The organism is Arthrobacter sp. 24S4-2 (assembly GCF_005280255.1).
GTDB lineage: Bacteria > Actinomycetota > Actinomycetes > Actinomycetales > Micrococcaceae > Arthrobacter.
Genome location: NZ_CP040018.1, coordinates 4,001,010 through 4,023,907 on the forward strand (window position 1 = coordinate 4,001,010; position 22,898 = coordinate 4,023,907).

A 22,898-nucleotide genomic window follows, 5' to 3' on the forward strand; every position below is an offset into this window, starting at 1 on the left:
AAGCCGGCAAACACTAAGGAGTGGACAACGTGATCGTTCAGGTGCGCATCTGCATACCAGCGGAACTCTCCGACCTGGTGGTGGAAAGCTGCACACAGCAAACCGGAACGGCGGAAGTGGCCGTGCACAAGGGTGCGTCAGTCCAGCCGCCCGGCGATGTCGTGGTGGTCCACGTGGCCAGGGAATCGGTGGAGGAGCTGCTGGAAAAGCTGCATGTCCTGAAGGCCCAGGAGCTGGGCTCCATCGCCATCACCATGCCGGAGCTCGTGCTCTCGCGGCGTGCGGACCTGGCCGAGGCGGCGGCACCCGGCGACGGGGCCGACGCGATGATCTGGGACGAGGTGACCGGCCGGACGGGCGAGGATGCGCGCCTCACCTGGAGCTATTTGGCGTTTCTGGTTTTGGCGACGCAGCTGGCCGCGATCGGCATCGTCACGGATTCGACCATCGCCATTGTCGGGGCCATGGCGGTCGGGCCGGAGTTCGGTCCCCTCGCAGCCTTGGCTGTCGCGCTGGCCCAGCGCAAATGGAAGCTGGGACGCAGTGCCGCACTGGCGCTCGGTGTCGGCTTTCCCGTGGCGATGCTCCTGGCGGCGCTGACCGCATGGCTGTCGGTGCCGCTGGGACTGTTTCCCGCCAACACCCTCGACACCGGATCTGCCGTGGAGTTCATCTACCATCCCGGCCCGTACTCGCTGATCGTTGCAGTGCTGGCCGGCGCCGCCGGGATGCTCTCCATGATCAGCCGGCGCTCGGCCGCCCTGATCGGCGTATTCATCTCAGTCACCACCGTACCCGCGGCGGGTTTCGTGGCTGTTGCTCTGGTCCTTGGCGAGTACCAGAAGGCGGCAGGATCGGCGATACAGCTGCTGCTGAACCTCGTGGGCATTGTGGCAGCCGCCGTTGCCGTGCTTGTTTTCTACCGTGTGATCAGCAGGAGACTGCCGGAGAGCATGGCACGGCGGCTGCGGAGCCAGGCACTGCGCGCCCAAAGCTAGCCCGCCCCGGAGGGCGGACCGCCTACGGCAAAGAAGCAGCCCGGATCTGTCCGGCGAGGTAGCGGGCGTCCCGGCATGAGCCCGGCAGCGTGGCCGACGCCGCGGCGTACATGAATTCCTCCCCCAGGAAGTAGAGGCCGGGCATGTCGGTGGCCACACCGCGGTGCTGCCTGGGCCGCCCGTCGCCGTCGAACACCCTGGGTTCCATCCAGTCGAAGGATTCCCGGTAGCCGGTGCACCAGATCACATTGGACACATCCAGGGGCTGGCTGCCACCAGCGGCTTTCCATCCATCACACCTGTCACACGCGGGACGAACTCGACGCCGGCGGCAGCGAGGTCTTTGCTTTTGGTCCTGATCAGTGGGTTAGCGTGCGCCAGCACGTGCGGTGCGGCCTTCCGGCCAAACGGAGTATCGAGCGTGAGCACATGGAGCCCGAGGAACCGCACCAGGGGCAGGACGAAGCGCGCCGCGGCCCGTCCGTGCCGCACCGGCAACTCGCCGCTCGGCTTTCCGGCTACGACTGTGGGGTGGGTCCGGCTGACCTCCAGCGCAATTTCCGCTCCCGAGTTGCCCAGGCCCACTACCAGGACGGCGCCGTTCTGGAGCTGGCCCGGATTCCGGTATTCGCTGGAGTGGAGCTGAGTGATGGACGGAGCGAGTCCTGACGCGAAGTCCGGGAGCTTGGACGCCTGGGTGGATCCGGTGGCCACGACGACGGTGCCGGCTTCCCACCGGCGGCCGTCCGAGGCGGCAACGTAACGTCCCTGTTCGTGCCACAGCCTCTCAACCCGGATGCCCGTGCGGACCGGAAGGTCAAATACGGCGGCATAGGCCTCAAGGTAGTCCGCGAGCTCATCCTTGGTGGGAAAGGACAATCCGTCTCCCGGAAATCGCATGCCGGGCAGGCCGTCATACTTTGCCGGCGTGAACAGCCTCAGGGTGTCCCAGCGTTGCCGCCAGGCGTCGCCGATTCGAGGGTTCGCATCCAGGATCAGGAATTTCCGGCCCTGCCGCTTGAGATAGTGGCCCATCGCGAGACCGGCCTGTCCCCCTCCGATGACGAGGGTGTCAAGCATTTCGCCTGACCCGCCGTCGTTCCTGGTGTTCATTGTGGTGCCTCCTGTTCGTTTACCACGGACTGATTGGATGAACTTTCCCGGCTGTCCACGGCCTCCCTCGCATCCGGGCCGTGCGCTTCATTCCTGTAGCGCAACCACCACACGAGCATCAAGGCGGACGCCAGCACGTACACCACGTGAAGCAGCCAGATGGGGCCGGCGGGCAGGTTGAACACGTACACCGAGTGGACGGTGTTGGCCACGTTGCTTAGGACCAGGTTGCCCAGGCTGTAGGATGCCAGATCCTTCGTCCGCGCAGCCTTGAGCAGCATCGGCAGCATTCCTATGGCGAACAGCACAGTCGAGAAGGTGCCGGCCAGGACGGGAAGGTTCATAGTTCGACAGTAGGACCGCAGCCCGGAGCCCCGCGTCGGCAGAATTATGCATCTTGGTCCGGGACGGACTGGGTAGTTCTGCGCAGTCCGCGGCTCAGCCTGTCAGTCCGTGTTCGTAGGCATACCGGGTGGCGGCGACCCTGGACTGCAGCCCGAGCTTAAGGAAGATGTTGCTGATATGGCGGGCAACAGTCTTCTCACTCAGATAGAGCTCACCCGCGATCACACGGTTGGCCTTGCCGGCCGCCACGAGGCGGAGCACTTCCAGTTCACGCGGCGTGAGGGGCGTGGCGGGCCTGCCCGGCGCCTGGGCGTGCTGGAGCGAGGCGGCCCACGCGGCCGCCGGGGCTGCGCCGAGGGCAAGGAACTCCGCCTGGGCTGCCTCAAAATCCATCACTGCCGAATTGTCGTCGCCCGATGCGCGGCAGGCTTGGCCCACCAGGGCGCGGCAGCGTGCTGCCTCGAACGGAACGCCCAGTTCCCGCCACAGCGTCCATGCCCGTCGCAGGACATGCTGCGCCCGGACAGGTTCGCCTTCGGCGACGAGGACGGCACCGTCGGCCTGGTGGGAGGCGGCCTCAACCATGGGTGTCGCGTAGTCCTGCACCGCCAAGGCCAGCTCATCGGCGGACCGCCGTGCCGCGGCAATATCCCCAGCGGCCAGTTCTATTTCAACAAGGGCCGGCAACAGGTGGCGGCGGGTGGCGAGGTCAGCGGCGTCGGCTGCCCTGCGGACGAGCGTCTGCGCGGCGGCGGTGTCACCGAGGGCCAGCTTCAGCAGGGCGAGCCCCGGCTGTGGCTCGTAACCGCTGTGCCCGGCCTGCCGGTAGGATTCCTCCGCCGCGGCGAACTCACCCCTCAGCCGTTCCACCTCGCCCTGCTGGTAGTAGCCTCCGTAAAGTGCTTCGTAGTCCCCCGCGGCAGACAGTGCCTGCGCCGCCTTCGCCGCGCCGGCGGCTTCGGACCAGGCTCCGTGCAGGCGGTACAGTTCGGCGCGGTGCGCCTGGCACTGGCCGCTGAAGAGGACCATGTCCGGCCGTCCGCCGCACCAGCGGTCCAGGGCCGCCGTCCATTCGAGGGCGCGGCGCAGGTCGAACGCCAGGTGGCAGTTGCCGATCACGGCGCAGTAGATGATTCCCGACGGAACCGGTGACAGCTCCCCGGCGGTGACGGCAACCATCACCTCGTCAAAAAGCCTGAGGCCCGCGTTGGCGTCCCCGAGCATGAGGGTGGCCTGGCCGGTGCCCAGCAACGAGAGCGAGATGATATCCCGGTCCTGGAACCTTTCCGCGATGGCGAAGGCCTGTCCGAAAACCTGAAGCGCACCGGCAGGGTCACCGCCGAACAACATGCCCAGTGCCGTGGGAATCAACAGCAGGCCCTCGACGGCGCAGGGTTCGTTCAGCTCATCGACGAGGCGCCCGGCACGGGCAAACCAGCCCGCGCTGCGCGCGATCCCGCCCGTGTCCATGAGGTGCATTCCGAGCCATCCGGCGCAGCGTGCGGCGCTGGCCACATCGCCGATGACGAGATACTCCTCATGGGCGCGGGTAAGGGTGTCAATCCCGGCGGCCGTTTTTCCGGTGAGGATTTCCGCGGTGGCCAGCCGCTCGAGATCAGGCGGAGGGAGTCCGCCCCTCCGGTCGGCGTCCAGGAAGTGCTCGAAGGCCTCGGTCCAGCGATGCTCCTCGAAGGCGGAACGGCCCCGGTCAAGACCGGCTTCAGACGATGCCATGGTGCCTCCCCGCGGATCCGCCCGGCCTCGCCGGCACGGTCAGCGTCCCTTCTTTAAGCGCCACGGTACGCCGGGCCTGCCGGGGGCACAAGCTCTGCCAGCGCGCCCGGAATGGAAGGCAAATGGGCACGAAAAAGCCGGCCCGGCGGAGGCCGGGCCGGCCTTTACTGCATTGGCTGCAAGCTAGTGCTTGTGGCCTGCGTGCTCGTCCTCGTCGGCCGGCTTTTCAACAACGAGGGTCTCGGTGGTGAGAACCAGCGCTGCGATGGAAGCGGCGTTGCGGAGGGCTGCGCGCGTCACCTTGACGGGGTCGATGACACCGGCGGCGATGAGGTCCTCGTAGTCGCCGGTTTTGGCGTTGAAGCCCTGGTTGACGGCAGACTCGGCAACCTTGGCCGCGACGACGTAGCCGTCGAAGCCGGCGTTCTGGGCAATCCAGCGCAGCGGCTGGACCAGTGCGCGGCGGACGATGCCCACAGCAGCAGCTGCGTCACCTTCGAGAGCCGTGACGGAGGGATCCTCGTCCAGTGCCTTCAGGGCGTGGATGAGGGCGGAGCCGCCACCGGCCACGATGCCTTCTTCGAGGGCAGCGCGGGTTGAGGACACTGCGTCCTCGATGCGGTGCTTCTTTTCCTTCAGCTCGACCTCGGTGGCTGCGCCGACCTTGATCACGCCGATGCCGCCGGCCAGCTTGGCCAGGCGTTCCTGCAGCTTTTCCTTGTCCCAGTCGGAGTCGGTGCGGGTAACTTCGGCGCGCAGCTGGGCAACCCGTGCTGCAACGTCCTCGGCCGATCCGGCGCCGTCAACGATGGTGGTGTTGTCCTTGGTGACCGTGATGCGGCGGGCGGTACCCAGCACCTCCAGGCCAACGGAATCCAGGCTGAGGCCCAGTTCCGGGGAGACAACCTGTGCACCGGTGAGGGTGGCGATGTCCTGCAGCATTGCCTTGCGGCGGTCACCGAAGCCGGGAGCCTTGACCGCAACAACGTTCAGGGTGCCGCGGATGCGGTTGACGATCAGCGTGGACAGGGCCTCGCCCTCGACGTCCTCGGCAATGATGAACAGCGGCTTGGAGCTCTGCAGCGCCTTCTCCAGCAGCGGCAGGAAGTCCTGGATCGAGGAGATCTTGCCCTGGTTGATCAGGATGAGTGCGTCTTCAAGGACTGCTTCCTGGCGTTCCGCGTCGGTGACGAAGTACGGGGACAGGTAGCCCTTGTCGAACTGCATGCCCTCGGTGAGGACCAGCTCGGTCTGCGTGGTGGAGGACTCCTCGATGGTGATCACACCATCCTTGCCGACCTTGCCGAATGCCTCGGCCAGGAGCTCGCCGATCTCATCGCTCTGGGCCGAGATGGCTGCAACGTTCGCAACCTGCGTGCCTTCAACGGGACGGGCGTTCTCCAGCAGGCGGGCTGCAACGGCTTCGACGGAAACCTCGATGCCGCGCTTGATCTGGCCGGGAGCGGCGCCAGCAGCAACGTTGCGCAGGCCTTCCTTGACCAGTGCCTGTGCGAGCACGGTGGCGGTGGTGGTGCCGTCACCGGCAACATCGTTGGTCTTCGTGGCGACTTCCTTGGCCAGCTGCGCGCCGAGGTTTTCGTACGGGTCGTCCAATTCGATTTCACGGGCGATGGTGACGCCGTCGTTGGTGATCGTGGGAGCGCCCCACTTCTTGTCCAGCACGACGTTGCGGCCGCGCGGGCCAAGCGTCACCTTGACCGTGTTGGCGAGCTTGTCGATGCCGGCTTCGAGCGACCGGCGGGCAGCGTCGTTAAACGCAAGCTGCTTTGCCATGGTTTTGTCCTTTCAAGACAGAAACCCCGCGCGCTGTTCCGGTCTGAGACGGAACAGCAGCGCGGGGATCCAAGAGTTACTTAACTACGATCGCCAGAACGTCGCGGGCGGACAGCACGAGGTACTCGGTGCCGCCGGTCTTGACTTCGGTTCCGCCGTACTTGGAGTAGATAACAACATCGCCAACGGCGACGTCGACCGGAACGCGGTTACCGTCCTCGAAGCGGCCGGGGCCTACTGCGACAACTTCGCCTTCCTGCGGCTTTTCCTGCGCGGAGTCCGGGATGACCAGGCCGGAAGCCGTGGTCTGCTCGGCTTCGAGCGGGCGGACAACAATACGATCCTCAAGAGGCTTAATAGAGACCGACACTCGGACCTCTCCTTCTTCGTCAGCAAATTCATGGACTGGAAAACTGCTGCGCCTCAGCGTGCAAACCGTCGTCGCGGTGCCGGCAGCAGCATGGCTGGCAGTTCTCCATGTGTTAGCACCCTCCTAGGGAGAGTGCTAATGATGACTCTATGTAAGTGGTTAGCACTCGGTCAAGGCGAGTGCCAGAATTTGTTCCCGGGCGACCGGTTAGCGTCCGGCCAGATCCTCGAAGTCGACGTCGTCGCCGTCGTCCGTGTCGTCGTCGTTCGTAACGTTGCGGTTCCGGTAGAGAACGACGGCGGCCGCGGCAGCCGTGACCACCGAGGCAATCAGGAACACCACGCCGCCGGTGCGGACTGCGGTGTACGACTCCCGGATTTCGCGTGCCTCGTCGGTGGCGTCCTGGATGTTCTTGCCGCCCACGGAATACACCGTTGCGTTGAAGGAGTCCAGGAAGAAGATGATTAGCAGGAGCGCGAGGCACACCACGGCGATTGCCGAACCGGCGATCAGCGCAGGCCGGGCGTACCTTGCAAGGCCCGTGCGTTGGTGGTGGTCATTGCCCTGATCATCGACGGGTGGCTGCGGCCCTGCGCTGTCTTCCATGCCCCCAACCCTATCGGCACCGTGGCTGTCCGGCCTCTCGATTAGGCTTGATGACATGGCTGACGCACCGCAGGACCTGATCGCCCCACTCCTGACCAGTGAAGGCTGGGAGCTGCTCGCATCGCTGGGGCCGTACCGCGAGGACGAGGCGTTCCGGCTCAATGACTCGCTTCGGAAGGCCGGCCACTCCCCCGCCCTGGTGTCCGCGGTCCTCACCCAGTCCCGGCTGCGGACCAAGGCCGAGGCGAAGTTCGGCGAATTCGCCCGGCAGATGATTTTCACCCAGGCCGGGCTGGAGCAGGCCACGCGGCTCAACGTTGCGGCCCGGCACGCCGAACGCTTCGCGGCCGCCGGGATTGGCCATGTGGCGGACCTCGGCTGCGGGCTGGGCGCCGATTCGATGGCGCTGGCCTCCATGGACATCAAGGTCACCGCCGTGGAAATGGACGAGACCACCGCCGCCTGCGCCACCATGAACCTCATTCCGTTCCCGCACGCCAGCGTGGTCCACTCCGATGCCACCTCCGTTCCGCTCGACGGGGTGGACGGCGTCTGGCTGGACCCGGCCCGCCGCACCACGTCCACATCCGGGACCCGGAGAATCTGGGATCCGGAGGAGTTCTCCCCGCCACTGTCCTTCGTGGAATCCCTCGCAGCGTCGGGACGGGCGGTGGGTGTGAAGATGGGCCCCGGCATCCCGCACGATTCAGTTCCCGCCGGCTGCGAGGCGCAGTGGGTTTCGGTGGGCGGCGACGTCACCGAGGTCACGCTGTGGTTCAACGCGGTCAGCCGGCCCGGCATCCGGCGGGCAGCCCTGCTGCTCGGCCCGCAGGGCGCCGCCGAGATCACCAGCACGGAAGAGTTCGACGGCGGTCCCGTCGCCCCGGTGGGCCCGGTGGCGGGCTACCTGTACGAGCCGGACGGCGCCGTCATCCGGGCTGGGCTGGTGGCGGATGTCGCGGCCAGGCTCGGCGGCCACCTCCTGGACGAGCACATCGCCTACATCTGCGCGCCCGGGCTCGTGGATACTCCTTTTGCCAGGGCCTACAAGGTCCTGGAGGTCATGCCCTTCAACGTCAAGGCGCTGAAGGCATGGGTTAAACAGCACAACGTCGGCGTGCTGGACATCAAAAAGCGCGGCACCTCGGTGACCCCGGAGGAACTGCGCAAGCAGCTTCTCGCCGGGGGCAGGAACGGCGGGAAGGGTTCGAAGGGCAAAAAGACAGCCACCCTTGTCCTCACCAGGATCGGAGAGGACCGGGTGGCCATCTCGGTGGAGCCTGTACAGGCACAGGCCTAGCCGGCGCCGCAGGCTGCCGGGCCGGAGCTACTGGGCCGGGTGACTGGGCCCGGAGTTACTGGGCCCGGAGTTACTGGGCCCGGGTAAACTCTTCGGCCGCACGGACCTGTTCGTCGGTGGGCCGGATGCCGGTGTACAGGACGAACTGCTCCAGCGCCTGGATGGTGGCCACTTCCGCCCCGGTGATCACCGTCTTTCCGGCTGCACGGCCTGCCTGGATGAGCGGCGTCTCAGCAGGGAGCGCCACGACGTCGAACACCAGCTGCGCGGCATCCACGGCCTCCTGCGGGAAGGACAGCGAGTCCGCATCCGGCCCCCCGGCCATGCCGACCGGCGTGACGTTGATGATCATGTCAGCCGTGCCGCCGGCGTCCGCGGCGGGAAGCTCGGCGCTCCACTTGAAGCCGTAGAGGTGGGCGAGCGCCCGCCCGGCTGCCTCGTTGCGGGCGATGATGGTGACGTCGGTGAAGCCTGCGTCACGAAGAGCCGCAGCAGTGGCCTTGGCCATGCCGCCGGCGCCTTTGAGCAGCACCGAGTAGCTGGTGGGGACCGCGTTGCGTTTCAGCAGCTGCTCGATCGCCGTGTAGTCCGTGTTGTAGGCCGTGAGCCGGCCGCCGTCGTTCACGATCGTGTTGACTGAATCGATGGCCTTGGCCGAGGGGTCCATGACATCCACCAGGGCAATCACGTCTTCCTTGTACGGCATGGACACCGCGCAGCCCCGGATCCCCAGGCCCCTGACCCCGGCAATGGCCTGGGCCAGGTCGGTGGGGGCGAAGGCCTTATAGATCCAGTTCAGTCCCAGTTGGTCGTACAGGTGGTTGTGGAAGCGGGTCCCGTTGTTGCTCGGGCGGGCCGAGAGGGAGATGCACAGGGTCATGTCTTTATTCAGAATTGGCACGGCTCCATTAAACGCCCCCGGCCGCAGTTTTCCCGTAAGCAGGGGACGGTTCGTGGACTATGACGGATGGCCCGGTGCTGTGACACTGCGGGCCAGCTGCTTCAGCAGCCGGTGCCCGGGGCAAAGGGCCCGACGGCGGCGGGCAGCTTTCCGGGGGCGGCTGCCTTGCCCGCCAGGACGGCGGCCAGGACGTTGAAGGCCTCCTGGCTGCGCCCGTACAGGGCCACCTTGGCCGGCGCAGCCGATTCCGCCAGCGGCCACGGCGCGTCCAGGGCGACCACCACGTCCCCTGCGGCCGGCGGCTGTTCGTAGCCGATCAGCGTCACCAGCGGCCCGTTGCCCAGGGCTATGCCCTCAGCCCGGGCCGCATTGGCGAAGCGGGCCCGGTCCAGCGCCGAGCCACCAGCCACCCGGACGCTGCCCGGCACCATCGGCCCGTGGCATGGTCCGGTGAGAACGGTGACCGCTGCGGCGGAAACGCGTTGGGAGACAGCGGTGCTGCTTCCCGGCGCTGTCCCTTGCGGAGGGTTGGTCCGGGCCCGCCACATGAGCATGGTGACCACCCGCTGCGCCGCCTCCTCCAGACGGGATGGCGGCACGGCGCCGGTCTTCACCGCACTGACGACGGCGGCATGCGCAGCAGCCACGTCCCCCGGCATCAGCAGCAGGTCAGCACCGGCAATGAGTGCCCGCGGTGCCGCGGATTCCCCGGGAAACTGCTTCTGGATGGCCCCCATGTTGAGGGCGTCCGTCACGGCCACGCCTTTGAAGCCCATGCCACGCAGTGCGTCGTAGCTGGGCTTGGACATTGACGCCGGCATCCCCGGTTCCAAGGCCGGTACGGCAATGTGGCCTGTCATGATCATGGGCAGGCCGGCGCTGATCGCGGCCTGGAAGGGTTTCCAGTCCTTCGCCCGGAGTTCCTGCACGGTGGCTTTCTGGACCGGCAGGCTCTCGTGCGAATCCACGGCCACGGAACCGTGCCCCGGAAAGTGCTTGGCCGAGGGAAGCAGCCCGGCAGCCAGCATTCCCTGGGCGAACCCGATCCCAAGGCCCGCCGCCGCGTCCGGGTTGCCGGACATGGACCTGGCCCCAATGGTGGGGTCCAGGGGGCCGGCTGTGACATCCAGGGACGGCGCGAAGTCCGCTGTGAAGCCCAGCCCGGCGAGCTCCGACGCGAGGGCCTTGCCGGCGTCGTTTGCCAGGCCCACATTGCCGGCGGCGCCGTAGCTCATGGGTGCGGGCCACTCCGTCAGCGGTGCACGCAGCCGGGCCACCATCCCGCCTTCCTGGTCCACCCCGATCAGCGCGGGCCAGGTGCGCCCGTCGGCCTTGGCCGCTTCCTGAAGCTGGCCCACCCCTGCGGCCATCGCGGCCGTGTCCACCGAGCCGTCCGCCGCAGCCGGGACGTTGTCACCCATGATGATGGATCCGGCCAGGTGCAGCCGTTCCACGGTTGCCGCATGGGCCGCGAAGTCGGTTCCGGCGAAGAACGGCACCAGCACCTGACCGGCCCTCTGTTCAACGCTCATTTTCGCGACGGCCGCGCGGGCCGCATCTTCGTCCTGCTGCTGCGGACCCCAGCCAAGCGGGCGTTCCCCCGGGGAGGGGCTTGCAGGTTTGGGGGTGGACGGTCCGGGTGAAGCGCCCGGTCCGGAGCGGGGTGTGCTTCCCGACGGCGAGGCCGGGGTTGCCGGGGAGCTTCCGGAGGCGGACGGAGCAGGTACGCCCATGCAGGATGCGGACGCAAGCATTGCCGTGGTCACCGCAAGCGTGGTCACTGTTTTATGAAGCGTGCAGTGCGGCGTTCTTGTGTGCGAAGTTTTTGGGTGCGATGTTTTTTTGTGCGATGTTTTTTTGTGAACACTGTCACTGCGTCCTCGAAACCAAGCCATCAACTCGATGCTACCCCTGCACTAGACTTGAACCACCCGTTGGCCGCCCATTAGAGGCTCAGGAAATGGACGGCGGAACAGTGAAGGGACCACATGAAGATTGATTTCGCTTCATCCAGGCAATCAACTCTTGGTGTGGAATGGGAGCTGGCCCTGGTCAATGCCCAGACCGGTGAACTCGCCTCCGTGGCCAACGAGGTACTGCGCGGCGTGGCCGCCAAACATCCGGAGCTCAACGAGGACGACGAGCACCCCCACATCAAGCAGGAACTCCTGCTGAACACCGTGGAACTCGTCACCGGCATCTGTGAAACCGTGGCCCAGGCCAAGGCCGATCTCAACAGTTCACTCGCTGCCGTGCGGGAAGTCACCGATCCCATGGGGGTTGAGGTCTTCTGCGCCGGCAGCCACCCTTTCAGCCCTCCGCAGCTGCAGCCTGTCACGGACAAGGCCCGCTACGCCAAGCTCATTGACCGCACCCAGTGGTGGGGCCGCCAGATGGTGATCTACGGCGTCCACGTCCATGTGGGCCTGGACAGCCGCGACAAGGTCCTGCCGGTGCTCGACGGCCTGGTGAACTACTTCCCGCACTTCCAGGCCCTGTCCGCGTCCAGCCCGTTCTGGGGCGGAGAGGACACCGGCTACGCGTCACACCGTGCCCTCATGTTCCAGCAGCTGCCCACCGCGGGGCTGCCGTTCCAGTTCTCCACCTGGGCAGAGTACGAGTCCTACGTCCAGGACATGTTCACCACCGGAGTGATCGACACCCTCTCGGAAATCCGCTGGGACATCCGCCCGGTCCCGAACCTCGGCACCATCGAGATGCGGATCTGCGACGGCCTGGCCACGCTGGAGGAGGTTGGCGCGATTGCCGCGCTGACGCAGTGCCTGGTGGACGAATTCTCCACCATCCTGGACAACGGCGGCACCATTCCCACCATGCAACCCTGGCACGTCCAGGAGAACAAATGGCGGGCGGCCCGTTACGGCCTCGAGGCGATCATCATCCTCGATGCCAAGGGCAACGAGCAGCTGGTCACCGAGCACCTGCTCGAAACCCTGAACCGGCTCGAGCCTGTGGCCGCGAAACTCGGCTGCTCCGATGAGCTTGCCGACGTCGAAAAGATCATCCGCCGCGGAGCCGGATACCAGCGGCAGCGCCGGGTGGCGGCCGAACACGGCGGCGACCTCCGGGCAGTGGTGCTGGACCTGGTCAAGCAGATGCGCAACGGCCCAACCGCCTGAGCCGGACGCTGCGCTCCAGCCCCGCGCTCCAGTCCTTTTCACGGACTGGCCGCGCGCCAACAGTGCCCGGGGCTACGCCGAGACAGTGGTCACCGGCATGGACGAATCCGGGGCGAAGCCGATCCCGCTGGGCCCGATCCCTGCCATCACCAGCTGGGCCCCGAGTGCGGCAACCATGGCGCCGTTGTCAGTGCACAGCTCAAGCGGCGGAACGGTGAGCCGGATCCCGGCCGCGCTGCAGCGCTGTTCGGTCAGCTGGCGCAGCCGTGAATTTGCTGCCACGCCCCCGCCAAGCAGGAGTTCGGTAATTCCGTTTTCCCTGCACGCGAGCACGGCCTTGGACGTGATCACGTCCACCACGGCCTCTTGGAAGGCCGCAGCGATATCAGCCACCGGCACATCTTCCCCGCGCGCTTCGAATTGCTCCACGCAGCGGGCGACGGCGGTCTTCAGTCCGCTGAAAGACCAGTCGTAGCGATGGGGCCGGGTTCCTCAGCGGTGCCCATGTATTTGGGCTGCGTCAGTCCGCGCGGGAACCGGATGGCTTTCGGGTTTCCGGTCCGGGCAAGTTTGTCGATGGCCGGGCCGCCGGGGTAGCCCAGGCCCAGGAGCCGGGCCACCTTGTCGTAGGCTTCCCCGGCGGCGTCGTCAATGGTGGACCCAAGCAGTTTGACGTCGTCGGTGATGTTCCTGATCCGGAGGATTTCGGTGTGGCCGCCGGAGACCAACAGGGCGCCCAGGTTCTCGGGCAGGGCGTTCTCCTGCAGGGTCCCGGTGAGCGGCCGCGGGCCGCCGTCGCCCGGTTGCAGCAGGCCAACGCCGACGTGGGCCACAAGGTGGTTGATGGCATAGAGCGGCTTGCCGGTGGCCACGGCGAGCGCCTTGGCGGCGCACACACCCACCATGAGCGCCCCTGCCAGCCCCGGACCCGAGGTGACGGCAATGGCGTCGACGTCCTCAAGGACCACACCGGCGTCCGCCAGGGCTTCCTGGAGGGTGGGCACAAAGGCATCGAGGTGTGCGCGGGAGGCGATTTCGGGGATGACGCCGCCGAAACGCACGTGCTCGTCCATGGACGACGACACTGTGTTGGTCAGCAGTACTGTTCCGCGGACGATTCCCACGCCGGTCTCATCGCAGGAGGACTCGATCCCGAGGACCAGGGGCTGTGATTGGTTCATGGTGTGTCTGCCTCCATCGACGGCACGTGGTCAGTTGTCGCCCCGGTGCCCTCCGGCGCGGGTGGCGGGCCGGCGTTCTGCAGCTGGAGCCTCATGATCAGGGCGTCTACGCCGTCGCGGTAATACCGGGGGCGGACGTGGATCTGCTCGAACCCGAACCTGCGGTAGAGCTCCTGCGCACGGGGGTTGTCCGCCCGGACTTCCAGCAGCACGTCCGCCGCCCGGCGCCGCCGGCTTTCGGTAATGAGCCGGGTCAGCAGTGCCGAGCCGATGCCGCGGCCCTCGCACTCGGGTATGACTGCAATGGTCTGCACGTCGGCGATGGGTTCAATGCACATCAGGCCGGCGTAGCCCACGATCCCGCCGTCGAGTTCAGCCACGAGGTAGTGGCGGGTCTCCGCCTGCGCGAGTTCGTCATGGAACATCTGCAGCGGCCAGGCGTCCACGGGGAACAGCCGGCATTCCAGGGCATGCACGGCAGGGATGTCCGACGCGCTCATGGTCCGCAGCGTCACCCCGGCCGGCGCATCCGCGCCGCCGCCGCCCACACCGTGGCCCGCAGTGCCGCTCACAGCGCACGCTTCCTGGGGCCGGGCACCTGTGCATCGGATTCGCGGAGGTAAAGCGGCGTGGAGTCCAGCAGCTTCTCCCCCGCGGCAAGCCTGGCCAGCGCGAACTGGCCCAGGTACAGGGCATCGGGCTGCTCGGAGCTGAAGTCCGGATCGGCTCGCAGGACATCGCTGTAGAGTCCCGCACCCGCCCCGTAGGCCGGCAGGTCCGGAAGGTCGGCAGCGAAGCCCACGTGCGGCCCATCCAGCAGCCGGGGCAGCTGGCCATCCGCGAGTGCATAGCGGGCCCAGTACACCTCTTTGCGCCGCGCGTCCGTGGCCACAAGGAATTCCGCTGCGGCGGCGGTGGATTCTGCCACTTCCAGCGCCATGGCGTCCAGGCTCATGACACCGTAAAGGGGTTTGCCCCACACGAAGGACAGCGTCCGTGCGGTGGCTATCCCGGAACGCAGGCCGGTAAACGGACCCGGGCCCACACCCACCACGATGGCGTCGATGTCCGCCCCGGAAACCCCCGCGTCGGCGAACATGGCGCCGATGCCCGGGGCCAGCACTTCCGCGTGGCTGCGGGTGTCCTCGGTGGAGAAGCTCGCGAGCACTCCCTCCAGCGCATCGTCCGAGACCAATGCGGCACTGGCCACGGCTGACGTGTCGATGGCAAGGATGAGCATCAGGAGTTCCCTTTCAAGGCGGCAGGCAGCACGGCCTGCTCGGCCCAGCGCGGGCCGTAGCCGCGGATAACCACGTTCCGGGGCTCGTCGTCGTCGTTCGTGTCGAAGTCCATCACGCCGTCCTGGGCCCCCGGTGTGGGTCCGTCCGGCGCCAGGCCGCCGAGCGGCCGGTGCAGTTCGACGTCGAGCACGCTGTCGCTCAGGTGTTCCACCCGTCCGCGGCCCCACTCCACCACCGTCACGGTGATGTCCATGGTGTTTTCGAGGTCGATGTCGTCGATTTCCGCCGCACTTTCCAGCCGGTAGGCATCGACGTGCACCAGGTCCGGGCCGCCGGGACGCGGCCCGTCAGGCAGGTTGGGATGGATGCGGACCAGGACGAACGTGGGGGAAATGATCCCGGCCCGCACACCGAGGCCCTCGCCGAGTCCCTGGGTGAATGTGGTTTTGCCGGCCCCGAGTTCGCCCGTGAGGATAACAAGGTCGCCTGCCTCGAGAACGGCCCCGAGGGCGGCGGCCAGGGCGTGGGTTTCGACGGCGGTCTGCACCGTCAGGGACAGTTCCCAGTGCGGGGCGCTCATGTGGCGCCACCCTGCCCGCTGACGAAGGCCTCGTTGATGTAGCGGCGCGGCACGCGCGGGCTGATCCGGGTCACGATCTCATAGTTGTTGGTGCCGGCCGCGCGGGCCCAGTCGTCCGCCGTCGGGCCGCCGTCGGCGCCGTCGCCGAACAGGACCGCTTCGGCACCCAGCACGCTGGCTCCGCCGGATGCCACGCCGCGGGGCCCGAGGTCGATCACCATCTGGTCCATGGCGATCCTGCCCACCACGGGGTAGTTCCGGTCCTCCACCCGTACGGGGCCTCCCGTGGCCACCCGCGGCACGCCGTCGGCGTAGCCCAGCGGAATCAGCCCAAGGGTGCTGGGGCCGGCGGTGCGGTAGTTGAGCCCGTAGGAGACACCCTGGCCGGCAGGGACATCCTTGCAGTGCGACACCATGGTGCGAACCGTCATGGCCGGGCGGAGACCCAGCTCGGCCGGCGACTGGCCTTCGAAGGGTGAAAGCCCGTAGATGCCCAGCCCCACCCGGACCAGGTCGAAGTGTGTGTCCGGGCGCGAAAGCGTGGCGGGCGTGTTGGCCAGGTGCCGGACTTCCGGGTCCACCCCGGCGTCCTCGGCGATGGCCAGAACCTCGCGGAAGGCCGCGAGCTGCTCGTCCGTCTCGGGGCGGTGCGGCTCGTCCGCCACGGCAAGGTGGGAAAAAATGCCCACCACCCGCAGCAGCCCTTCGTCCTGGTACTCCATCGCTTCACCCACGAGGCTGTCCCAGGCATCCAGGGTCGCCCCGTTGCGGCCCAGGCCGGTGTCCACTTTCAAGTGCACCCGCGCCGGTCGTTCCTGTTCGCGGGCCGCAACGACGATCTTCCCGAGCTCCCAGCCGGAGCAGCCGATGTCGATTCCCGCGGCAACGGCGGCGCCGAAGTTGCTCTCCGGCGTATGCAGCCAGGCCAGCAGCGGCGCCTCGATTCCGGCCGTGCGCAGGGCAAGCGCCTCGGAGATATGGGCCACGCCCAGCCAGCGCGCCCCGGCCTCGAGCGCCGCCCGTGCCACCGGAACGGCGCCGTGGCCGTAGGCGTCCGCCTTGACCACGGCCATGACCTTGGCCGGCGAAGCGACGGCCGCAAGGTGGCGGACGTTGTGCCGGATGGCGTCGAGGTCGATCACTGCGGAGCGTTCGTTGGCGGGGCCCGGTGCTGCGTCCGGGACGGGCCGGGAGTCACCGGTTGCTGCTGGGTAAGTCACTCTAGTGATTCTAGTGGCGGCGCGGCATGCGGCTTAATTCAGCGGCGGGAGCGGTGCGCCGGCCGGGCACACCCGGCTTCAGCCGGCCCGGCGCGCTAGGCGTCAGAAAGGTGGGCGATGGTGGCGGTGGCCCGGCGCAGCGCCTGCGACGGAACGTCACGGACAATGTCCTCCAGGAAGCTGAAGCGCCGCAGCCACTGGCTGCTTTGCCGTTCAGGCCTGGCATTGGCCCGCTTCCACCAGTCGGCGATGTCGCCCCAGCCCGGCGCCGCGAGGGACCCGCCCACTTCCTGGACCGCCAGGGACGCGCACAGGTTCGCGAACCGGAGCCGGTCCGCCAGCGGCCACCGGGCCAGGCTGCCCACAATGAAAGCGGCGCCGAAGCAGTCGCCGGCTCCGGTGGGGTCAAAGGCGGTGACCGGCAGGGAGGGTACCCACTCCTCCTCGCCCGTTTCCGAGTCCACGGCCATGGCGCCCTGCGGCCCGAGGGTCACCACCGCCACGGGAACCCGGTCGGCGAGCGCATACAGTGCCGCCCAGGGTGTGTCCCTGCCGGTGAAGGCCATGGCTTCGCGCTGGTTGGGCATGAAGGCGTGGAAGAACCGGAGGTTGTCCAACCTGGTTGAGGACCACTTGCCAGTGGCATCCCAGCCGACGTCGCCAAAGAGCTTGACGCCGGAACTGTGCGCCGTCACCGCCCACGGAGCGAGCTCCTCCTCCAGGTCGGCGACGGCGGCGAGCGCCGTCGGCGGCGAGCCGATCAGTTCCGAGGAACTGACCGGTGCAGGATGGCCGTGGGTCACCATGGAGCGGTCGTGCTGGACGCTGAGGGACACCGTCACGGGCGAGTGCCACCCGGGGATGCGTTTGGAAAGGGACAGGTCCACGTGTTCCTGGGCAGCCAGGATTTTCCAGTTGTAGTCCCCGTAACCGTCGTCGCCAAAGGCGGCTGCAAGCCCGGTGCGGAGTCCCAGGCGCGCCGCCGCGATGGCCTGGTTGGCCACCCCGCCGGGGCAGCTGCCCATGCCGTCGCTCCAGATTTCCGTGCCGGGTTCGGGGGCGTGGGGCAGGCCGGTGAAGATGATGTCCTGGAAGACTGTCCCGGTCAGGAGCAGATCGAAACTGCCGTCCGACGGGGTGCGGACGGCAGCGAGCGGGTCAAAGCGGCGCTCCGGTATCGCGTCCATGTTCGGCAGACTACGCCCTCGCGCCTGCCCTGCAAAGTGCCGCGCCGCCCGGAACCGGGCCCGGGTCGCCTGCCCGGAATAGACTGCCTGGTATGCGGCTCATGATTGCCGGCGGCGGCGGGTTCCGCGTCCCGCTGGTCTACCGGGCGCTCTCCACCGGCACGTTCGCCGGGCTGGTGCGGGAGCTCGTCCTGTTCGACGTCGATCCCCTGCGGCTCGCCGCGATCAATGCCGTCCTGTCAGCTCTGGGATCTTCCCTCGGCGGCCGAGGCCCCGCGGTTCGAACCACCGCGTCCCTGGCCGAGGGCCTCGAAGGTACGGACATGGTGTTCGCGGCCATCCGGCCGGGCGGAACAGCGGGACGGACCGCCGACGAACGCGTCGCGCTGGACCTTGGCCTGCTCGGGCAGGAGACCACCGGCGCCGGCGGCATCTCCTACGCCTTGCGCTCCATCCCCGGGATGCTGGAACTGGCCCACGAAATGAGGCGGCGATGCCCGGACGCCTGGCTGGTCAACTTCACCAACCCGGCCGGAATGGTCACCGAGGCGTTGGTGCCCGTGCTGGGCAAACAGGTGATCGGCATCTGCGACTCGGCCGGCGCTTTGGCGCACCGCGCGGCTCGGGCGGCGGGCGCGCCGCTGCCGGACGGAAGGCTCGACGGCGTGGGCTACTACGGGCTCAACCACCTGGGCTGGCTGTACCGGCTGGAGTCCGGCGGCAGGGATCTGCTGCCCGGGCTTTTGGCGGACGCCCAGGCGCTGTCCGGCTTCGAGGAGGGACGCCTCTTTCCGCAGCCGTTCCTGCAGTCCCTGGGGTGCCTGCCCAACGAGTACCTGTACTACTACTACGACACAGCCCGGGCCGTAGGCGCCATCCGCGCAACGCTGCAGACCCGCGGCGAATCCATCCATGAGCAGCAGTCGGAGCTGTACCCCGCCCTCGCCGCGGCCGGGTCCGGTGCCTACGAACTGTGGGACGCCGCCCGCCGCTCCCGGGAAGAGGGATACCTGGCCGAGGCCCGCGCCAACGGCGAACAGCGGGACGAAGAGGACCTTGCCGGCGGCGGGTACGAACGGGTTGCCCTCGGGGTGATGCGCGCCCTGTCCGTGGACTTCCAGTCCGGGCGCGGGGGCACCGAGCTCATCCTGAATACCCCCAACGCCGGCGCGATTCCCGGCCTGCCGGCGGACGCCGTCGTCGAGGTTCCCTGTGTGGTGACTCCCGACGGCGCGGTGGCGCTGCCGCAGGACCGTCCGGGCGACGCACAGCTGGCCCTCATGCAGCGGGTCAAGGAGGTGGAGCGCCTGACCGTGTCGGCCGTGGTGGAGGGGAACAGGGACCACGCCCGCCGGGCTTTCGCCCGCCATCCACTCATCGACTCTGACAAGCTCGCCGTCGAGCTGCTGGCGGGGTACGAGGCGGCGTTTCCCGCGCTCAGGCTGCTCTGGGGCGGCGAGGATTAGGCTGCCTGGCCAGAGCCTGCCGGACTAAAGCTTCCGGTACATCACGTGCAGGCCCACGTACCCGAGCGCCGGGTGGTGGAAGGCCTCCGGAACCGTCCCCACGATTTCGAAGCCCATGGCCTGCCATGCGGCCACCGCGCGGACGTTGCTTTCCACCACGGCGTTGAACTGCATGGCACGGAACCCCGCCGCCCGGGCCGCGTCCAGCGAGTAGGCACAAAGCGCTTTGGCCAGCCCCTTGCCGCCGTGGTCCGGGTGGACCATGTACCCGGCGTTGGCAACATGGCTCCCTCCGCCGCCCTGGTTGGCGTGCAGCTCCCCTGTCCCCAGCACTGCATCGTCCCGGACGGCCACGAACGCCTGGCCCGGAGAGTCCTTGAACCACCGGACGCGCGCCTCGTCCTCCGCGGTGTCACGGTCCCAGGTGAAGGTGTCCCCGGCCCTGATCACGGGTTCCAGGATGGCCCACATGCCGGGCCAATCAGCTTCGATGGCGGGGCGGATTTCGAACCCGGCGGCGGGAGTGTCTGATCCTGCGGTTGGGTCTGCGGTTGCGCTCACAGGCGACACGTTAGCAGGAGGGCTGAGAGTGCACGTGCCGCCGTGAGGGCCGGGCCGGTTCAGGAGTACTGTTTTATCGGATGCAGTTCCGCCAGCCGAAGGGAGAACCGTGACTCTGATCCGCCGTATTGCGTTCCTTTCCCTGCACACCTCCCCCATGGAACAGCCCGGTTCGGGCGATGCCGGCGGCATGAACGTGTACGTGCGGGGACTTGCCTCCGCGCTGGCCGCCAGCGGCGTGGAAGTGGAAATCTTCACGCGGTCCACATCGGTGGGACAGCCCGCCGTCGAGCACCCGGATCCCGGCGTGTGCGTCCACAATGTGATCTCCGGACCGCCGCGGAAGCTGCCCAAAGAGGAGCTGCCCGAACTGCTGCACAGCATGGTTGAAGAGGTTGAACGCATCCGCCAACGCCAGCCGCACGGCCGGTACGACGTCATCCACTCGCACTACTGGGTGTCCGGAGTGGCCGGGCTGGAACTGTCCAGGCTGTGGGGCGTCCCGCTGGTGCACACCATGCACACCATGGCCAAGGTCAAGAACCTCCTCCTGCACTCGGGCGAAAAGCCTGAACCGCGCCGGCGCGAAGACGGCGAGCACCGGATTGTCGAGGGCGCCGCGCGGCTGATCGCCAACACCCCGGCCGAGGCCGCCGAGCTCGTCTCGCACTACAACGCCGACTTCGACCACATCGACGTGGCTCCCCCGGGCGTTGACCTGACGGTGTTCACCCCGGCGTTCCGGAGCCGTTCCCGGGCGCAGCTCGGAGTTCCCGCCGGCAAGTTCCACCTGCTGTTCGCCGGCAGGATCCAGCGGCTCAAGGGCCCGCAGGTCCTGGTCCAGGCAGCGGCCCTGCTTCGCTCGCGCCGCCCGGACATCGATCTCCAGATAACCATCCTGGGGGCCCTGAGCGGGGCCAAGGACTTCGACCTGAAGTCGCTGATCAGCGCCGCCGGCATGGACGACGTCGTCACCCACCATCCGCCCGTGAACGCACCGGAGCTGGCCGGCTGGTTCCGGTCCGCCGACGTCGTTGTGATGCCGTCCTACAGCGAGTCCTTCGGCTTGGTTGCGCTCGAAGCCCAGGCCTGCGGGACGCCCGTGGTGGCCACCCGTGTGGGCGGCCTCTCCCGGGCCATCTTCGACGGACGCACCGGCCTGCTGGTGGAGGGCCACAAGCCCGCGGACTGGGCCGACGTGCTGGAAGCGCTCTACGACGATCCCGCCACGCGCAGGGACATGGGGATAGCAGCAGCGCTGCACGCCGAAAACTTCGGTTGGCAGCGGACCGCAGCCATCACGCTGGAGAGCTACCATGCCGCCGTCGACCAGAACATTGACAGTCACAGAATCCCGGTGGGCCACACGCCATAAGCCGGGCAGCGCCGGCCGGAAACCCCGGACGGCATACCCCCGAAGCCACGAACTGAAGGACAACGATGTCTGACACCAACGCCATGAGTGACCTTGAAATCGCCCAAGCCGCCACGATGCGCCCCATCGGGGAGATCGCAACCGCGGCCGGGATCAACGCCGACGCCGTGGAACTCTATGGCCCTTACAAGGCGAAGATCGACCCCGCCAGGCTCACAGTTCCGGCCGGCGCCCCGGAACGTCCGCCGGGGCGGGTGGTGCTCGTCTCAGCGATGTCCCCCACTCCGGCGGGCGAGGGCAAATCCACCACCACCGTGGGCCTCGCGGATTCCTTGGCCCGTGCGGGGCAGAAGGTGATGATCGCGCTGCGCGAGCCGTCCCTGGGGCCGGTCCTCGGCATGAAAGGCGGTGCTACCGGCGGGGGCTACTCCCAGGTGCTGCCCATGGAGGACATCAACCTGCACTTCACCGGCGACTTCCATGCCATCACTTCCGCGAACAACGCGCTGATGGCACTGGTGGACAACCATATTTTCCAGGGCAACGAACTCAACATCGACCCCCGCCGGATGACCTTCAAACGGGTCCTGGACGTGAACGACCGCTCGCTCCGCGAAGTGGTGATCGGCCTCGGCGGACCTGCCCAGGGCACCCCGCGGCAGGACAGTTTCGACATCACCGCGGCGTCCGAGATCATGGCGGTCTTCTGCCTGGCCACGGACATTGCCGACCTCCGGGCACGGCTGGGCCGCATCACCTTCGGCTACACCTATGACCGTGAGCCCGTCACGGTGGCCGACCTGGGGGTCCAGGGTGCCCTGGCCATGCTGCTGAGGGATGCGATCAAGCCGAACCTGGTCCAGACCATCGCCGGCACTCCGGCGCTGGTGCACGGCGGGCCGTTCGCCAACATCGCCCACGGCTGCAATTCGCTGATCGCCACGCAGGCCGCCCGACGGTTGGCGGACATCGTGGTCACCGAGGCCGGCTTCGGCGCGGACCTCGGGGCCGAAAAATTCATGGACATCAAGGCGCGCGTGGCTGACGTGGCGCCGTCCGCCGTCGTCCTCGTGGCAACCGTGCGGGCGCTGAAGATGCACGGCGGGGTGGCCAAGGACCGGCTGAAGGAGCCCAACGTGGAGGCTCTTGCAACTGGCGTGGCCAACCTCCGGCAGCACATCCGCAACGTGGAGAAGTTCGGGATCACGCCCGTGGTGGCCATCAACAAGTTCGCCACGGATACGCCGGAGGAGCTGGACTGGCTAATGGAATGGTGCGCCGGCGAAGGCGTGCCGGCCGCCGTGGCCGATGTCTGGGGCCGCGGCGGGGGCGGCGACGGGGGCGACGAGCTCGCGGCCAAGGTCCTTGCCGCGCTCGACGCCCCGCACACCTTCCGGCACCTGTATCCGCTGGAACTGTCTGTGGAGGACAAGATCCGCACCATCGTGCAGGAAATGTACGGGGCCGACGGCGTGGACTTCTCCGTGCCCGCCCTCAAACGCCTGGCCGACATCGAGAAGAACGGGTGGGCCGGACTGCCGGTGTGCATGGCCAAGACGCAGTATTCCTTCAGCGACGACGCCACCAAACTGGGTGCGCCGAAAGGCTTCACGGTCCACGTGCGGGACCTCATTCCCAAGACCGGCGCAGGGTTCATCGTGGCGCTGACGGGCGCGGTGATGACCATGCCGGGCCTGCCCAAGGTCCCGGCGGCCATGCGGATGGACGTGGACGACACCGGCAAGCCCCTGGGCCTCTTCTAGACCCTCTCTCACTTCCTGCCGCC

General features: G+C 67.7%; 21 protein-coding genes and 1 pseudogene. 6 read left to right on the plus strand and 16 right to left on the minus strand.

Going from position 1 to position 22,898, the window contains the following annotated elements; translation table 11 throughout:
- The first annotated feature begins 29 nt into the window (after positions 1–29).
- Positions 30–998, plus strand: coding sequence for a DUF389 domain-containing protein (locus tag FCN77_RS18525; protein ID WP_137323453.1), 969 nt, complete (start codon positions 30–32; stop codon positions 996–998).
- Between the two features lie 22 nt (positions 999–1,020).
- Here FCN77_RS18525 and FCN77_RS27790 read toward each other — a convergent pair whose 3' ends face one another.
- From FCN77_RS27790 to FCN77_RS18555, 7 genes are all read right to left on the minus strand, one after another.
- Positions 1,021–1,254 carry a hypothetical protein gene (locus tag FCN77_RS27790; protein ID WP_368074288.1) on the minus strand — a complete coding sequence of 78 codons (234 nt, stop codon included), beginning with the start codon at positions 1,252–1,254 and terminating at the stop codon, positions 1,021–1,023.
- The gene (locus tag FCN77_RS18530) at positions 1,242–2,111 is read right to left on the minus strand and encodes a flavin-containing monooxygenase (RefSeq protein WP_368074289.1); all 870 of its coding nucleotides are present in this window, start codon (positions 2,109–2,111) and stop codon (positions 1,242–1,244) included. Before FCN77_RS18530 ends, FCN77_RS27790 begins: the two co-directional genes overlap by 13 nt.
- Entirely contained in the window at positions 2,108–2,455 is a 348-nt protein-coding gene (locus FCN77_RS18535) for a hypothetical protein (RefSeq protein ID WP_137323454.1), read from the minus strand. Before FCN77_RS18535 ends, FCN77_RS18530 begins: the two co-directional genes overlap by 4 nt.
- A 94-nt stretch (positions 2,456–2,549) precedes the next feature.
- Complete coding sequence (locus FCN77_RS18540) at positions 2,550–4,190, minus strand: response regulator transcription factor (protein ID WP_137323455.1); 1,641 nt, start codon at positions 4,188–4,190, stop codon at positions 2,550–2,552.
- Positions 4,191–4,373: 183 nt separating this feature from the next.
- Complete coding sequence (groL, locus tag FCN77_RS18545; protein ID WP_137323456.1) at positions 4,374–5,984, minus strand: chaperonin GroEL; 1,611 nt, start codon at positions 5,982–5,984, stop codon at positions 4,374–4,376.
- Between the two features lie 76 nt (positions 5,985–6,060).
- Positions 6,061–6,354 carry a co-chaperone GroES gene (groES, locus tag FCN77_RS18550; RefSeq protein ID WP_003805290.1) on the minus strand — a complete coding sequence of 98 codons (294 nt, stop codon included), beginning with the start codon at positions 6,352–6,354 and terminating at the stop codon, positions 6,061–6,063.
- 207 nt (positions 6,355–6,561) lie between these two features.
- Positions 6,562–6,960, minus strand: a complete 399-nt coding sequence (locus FCN77_RS18555; RefSeq protein WP_137323457.1) for a hypothetical protein — start codon at positions 6,958–6,960, stop codon at positions 6,562–6,564.
- Between the two features lie 55 nt (positions 6,961–7,015).
- Here FCN77_RS18555 and FCN77_RS18560 point away from each other — a divergent pair, with 55 nt between their 5' ends.
- Complete coding sequence (locus tag FCN77_RS18560; RefSeq protein ID WP_137323458.1) at positions 7,016–8,260, plus strand: class I SAM-dependent methyltransferase; 1,245 nt, start codon at positions 7,016–7,018, stop codon at positions 8,258–8,260.
- 70 nt (positions 8,261–8,330) lie between these two features.
- On the opposite strand, the gene FCN77_RS18565 is transcribed toward FCN77_RS18560, so the two are convergent.
- Positions 8,331–9,140: a shikimate 5-dehydrogenase gene (locus tag FCN77_RS18565; protein ID WP_137324855.1), complete on the minus strand. Its 810-nt coding sequence runs from the start codon at positions 9,138–9,140 to the stop codon at positions 8,331–8,333.
- Positions 9,141–9,262: 122 nt separating this feature from the next.
- Entirely contained in the window at positions 9,263–10,942 is a 1,680-nt protein-coding gene (locus FCN77_RS18570) for a glycoside hydrolase family 3 N-terminal domain-containing protein (protein WP_368074290.1), read from the minus strand.
- Between the two features lie 207 nt (positions 10,943–11,149).
- On the opposite strand from FCN77_RS18570, the gene FCN77_RS18575 reads away from it, so the two are divergent.
- The gene (locus tag FCN77_RS18575; RefSeq protein ID WP_137323459.1) at positions 11,150–12,301 is read left to right on the plus strand and encodes a glutamate--cysteine ligase; all 1,152 of its coding nucleotides are present in this window, start codon (positions 11,150–11,152) and stop codon (positions 12,299–12,301) included.
- 72 nt (positions 12,302–12,373) lie between these two features.
- On the opposite strand, the pseudogene tsaD reads toward FCN77_RS18575, so the two are convergent.
- The 6 genes and pseudogenes from tsaD to FCN77_RS18605 form a co-directional block, all read right to left on the minus strand.
- Positions 12,374–13,482 (minus strand): annotated as a pseudogene (gene tsaD / locus FCN77_RS18580) (tRNA (adenosine(37)-N6)-threonylcarbamoyltransferase complex transferase subunit TsaD).
- Positions 13,479–13,982 carry a ribosomal protein S18-alanine N-acetyltransferase gene (gene rimI, locus FCN77_RS18585; RefSeq protein ID WP_137324857.1) on the minus strand — a complete coding sequence of 168 codons (504 nt, stop codon included), beginning with the start codon at positions 13,980–13,982 and terminating at the stop codon, positions 13,479–13,481. Before rimI ends, tsaD begins: the two are co-directional and overlap by 4 nt.
- 68 nt (positions 13,983–14,050) lie before the next feature.
- A complete protein-coding gene (gene tsaB, locus FCN77_RS18590) occupies positions 14,051–14,722 on the minus strand; it encodes a tRNA (adenosine(37)-N6)-threonylcarbamoyltransferase complex dimerization subunit type 1 TsaB (RefSeq protein ID WP_137323460.1) in 672 nt (223 codons plus the stop codon).
- The gene (tsaE, locus tag FCN77_RS18595; protein ID WP_137323461.1) at positions 14,722–15,303 is read right to left on the minus strand and encodes a tRNA (adenosine(37)-N6)-threonylcarbamoyltransferase complex ATPase subunit type 1 TsaE; all 582 of its coding nucleotides are present in this window, start codon (positions 15,301–15,303) and stop codon (positions 14,722–14,724) included. The genes tsaB and tsaE overlap by 1 nt, the downstream gene beginning before the upstream one ends.
- A complete protein-coding gene (gene alr / locus FCN77_RS18600; protein WP_137323462.1) occupies positions 15,300–16,523 on the minus strand; it encodes an alanine racemase in 1,224 nt (407 codons plus the stop codon). Before alr ends, tsaE begins: the two co-directional genes overlap by 4 nt.
- Before the next feature lie 95 nt (positions 16,524–16,618).
- On the minus strand, positions 16,619–17,710 hold the full coding sequence (locus FCN77_RS18605) for a carbohydrate kinase family protein (protein WP_137323463.1): 1,092 nt from the start codon (positions 17,708–17,710) through the stop codon (positions 16,619–16,621).
- A 92-nt stretch (positions 17,711–17,802) separates the two neighbouring features.
- Between FCN77_RS18605 and FCN77_RS18610 the strand changes: the two genes are divergently transcribed.
- Entirely contained in the window at positions 17,803–19,176 is a 1,374-nt protein-coding gene (locus FCN77_RS18610; protein ID WP_137323464.1) for a 6-phospho-beta-glucosidase, read from the plus strand.
- 24 nt (positions 19,177–19,200) lie between these two features.
- On the opposite strand, the gene FCN77_RS18615 is transcribed toward FCN77_RS18610, so the two are convergent.
- Complete coding sequence (locus FCN77_RS18615) at positions 19,201–19,737, minus strand: GNAT family N-acetyltransferase (RefSeq protein WP_137323465.1); 537 nt, start codon at positions 19,735–19,737, stop codon at positions 19,201–19,203.
- 109 nt (positions 19,738–19,846) lie between these two features.
- Between FCN77_RS18615 and mshA the strand changes: the two genes are divergently transcribed.
- Together mshA and FCN77_RS18625 are read left to right on the plus strand one after the other, a co-directional pair.
- Positions 19,847–21,112 carry a D-inositol-3-phosphate glycosyltransferase gene (gene mshA / locus FCN77_RS18620; RefSeq protein ID WP_137323466.1) on the plus strand — a complete coding sequence of 422 codons (1,266 nt, stop codon included), beginning with the start codon at positions 19,847–19,849 and terminating at the stop codon, positions 21,110–21,112.
- Between the two features lie 65 nt (positions 21,113–21,177).
- A complete protein-coding gene (locus FCN77_RS18625) occupies positions 21,178–22,875 on the plus strand; it encodes a formate--tetrahydrofolate ligase (protein ID WP_137323467.1) in 1,698 nt (565 codons plus the stop codon).
- Positions 22,876–22,898: the final 23 nt, after the last annotated feature.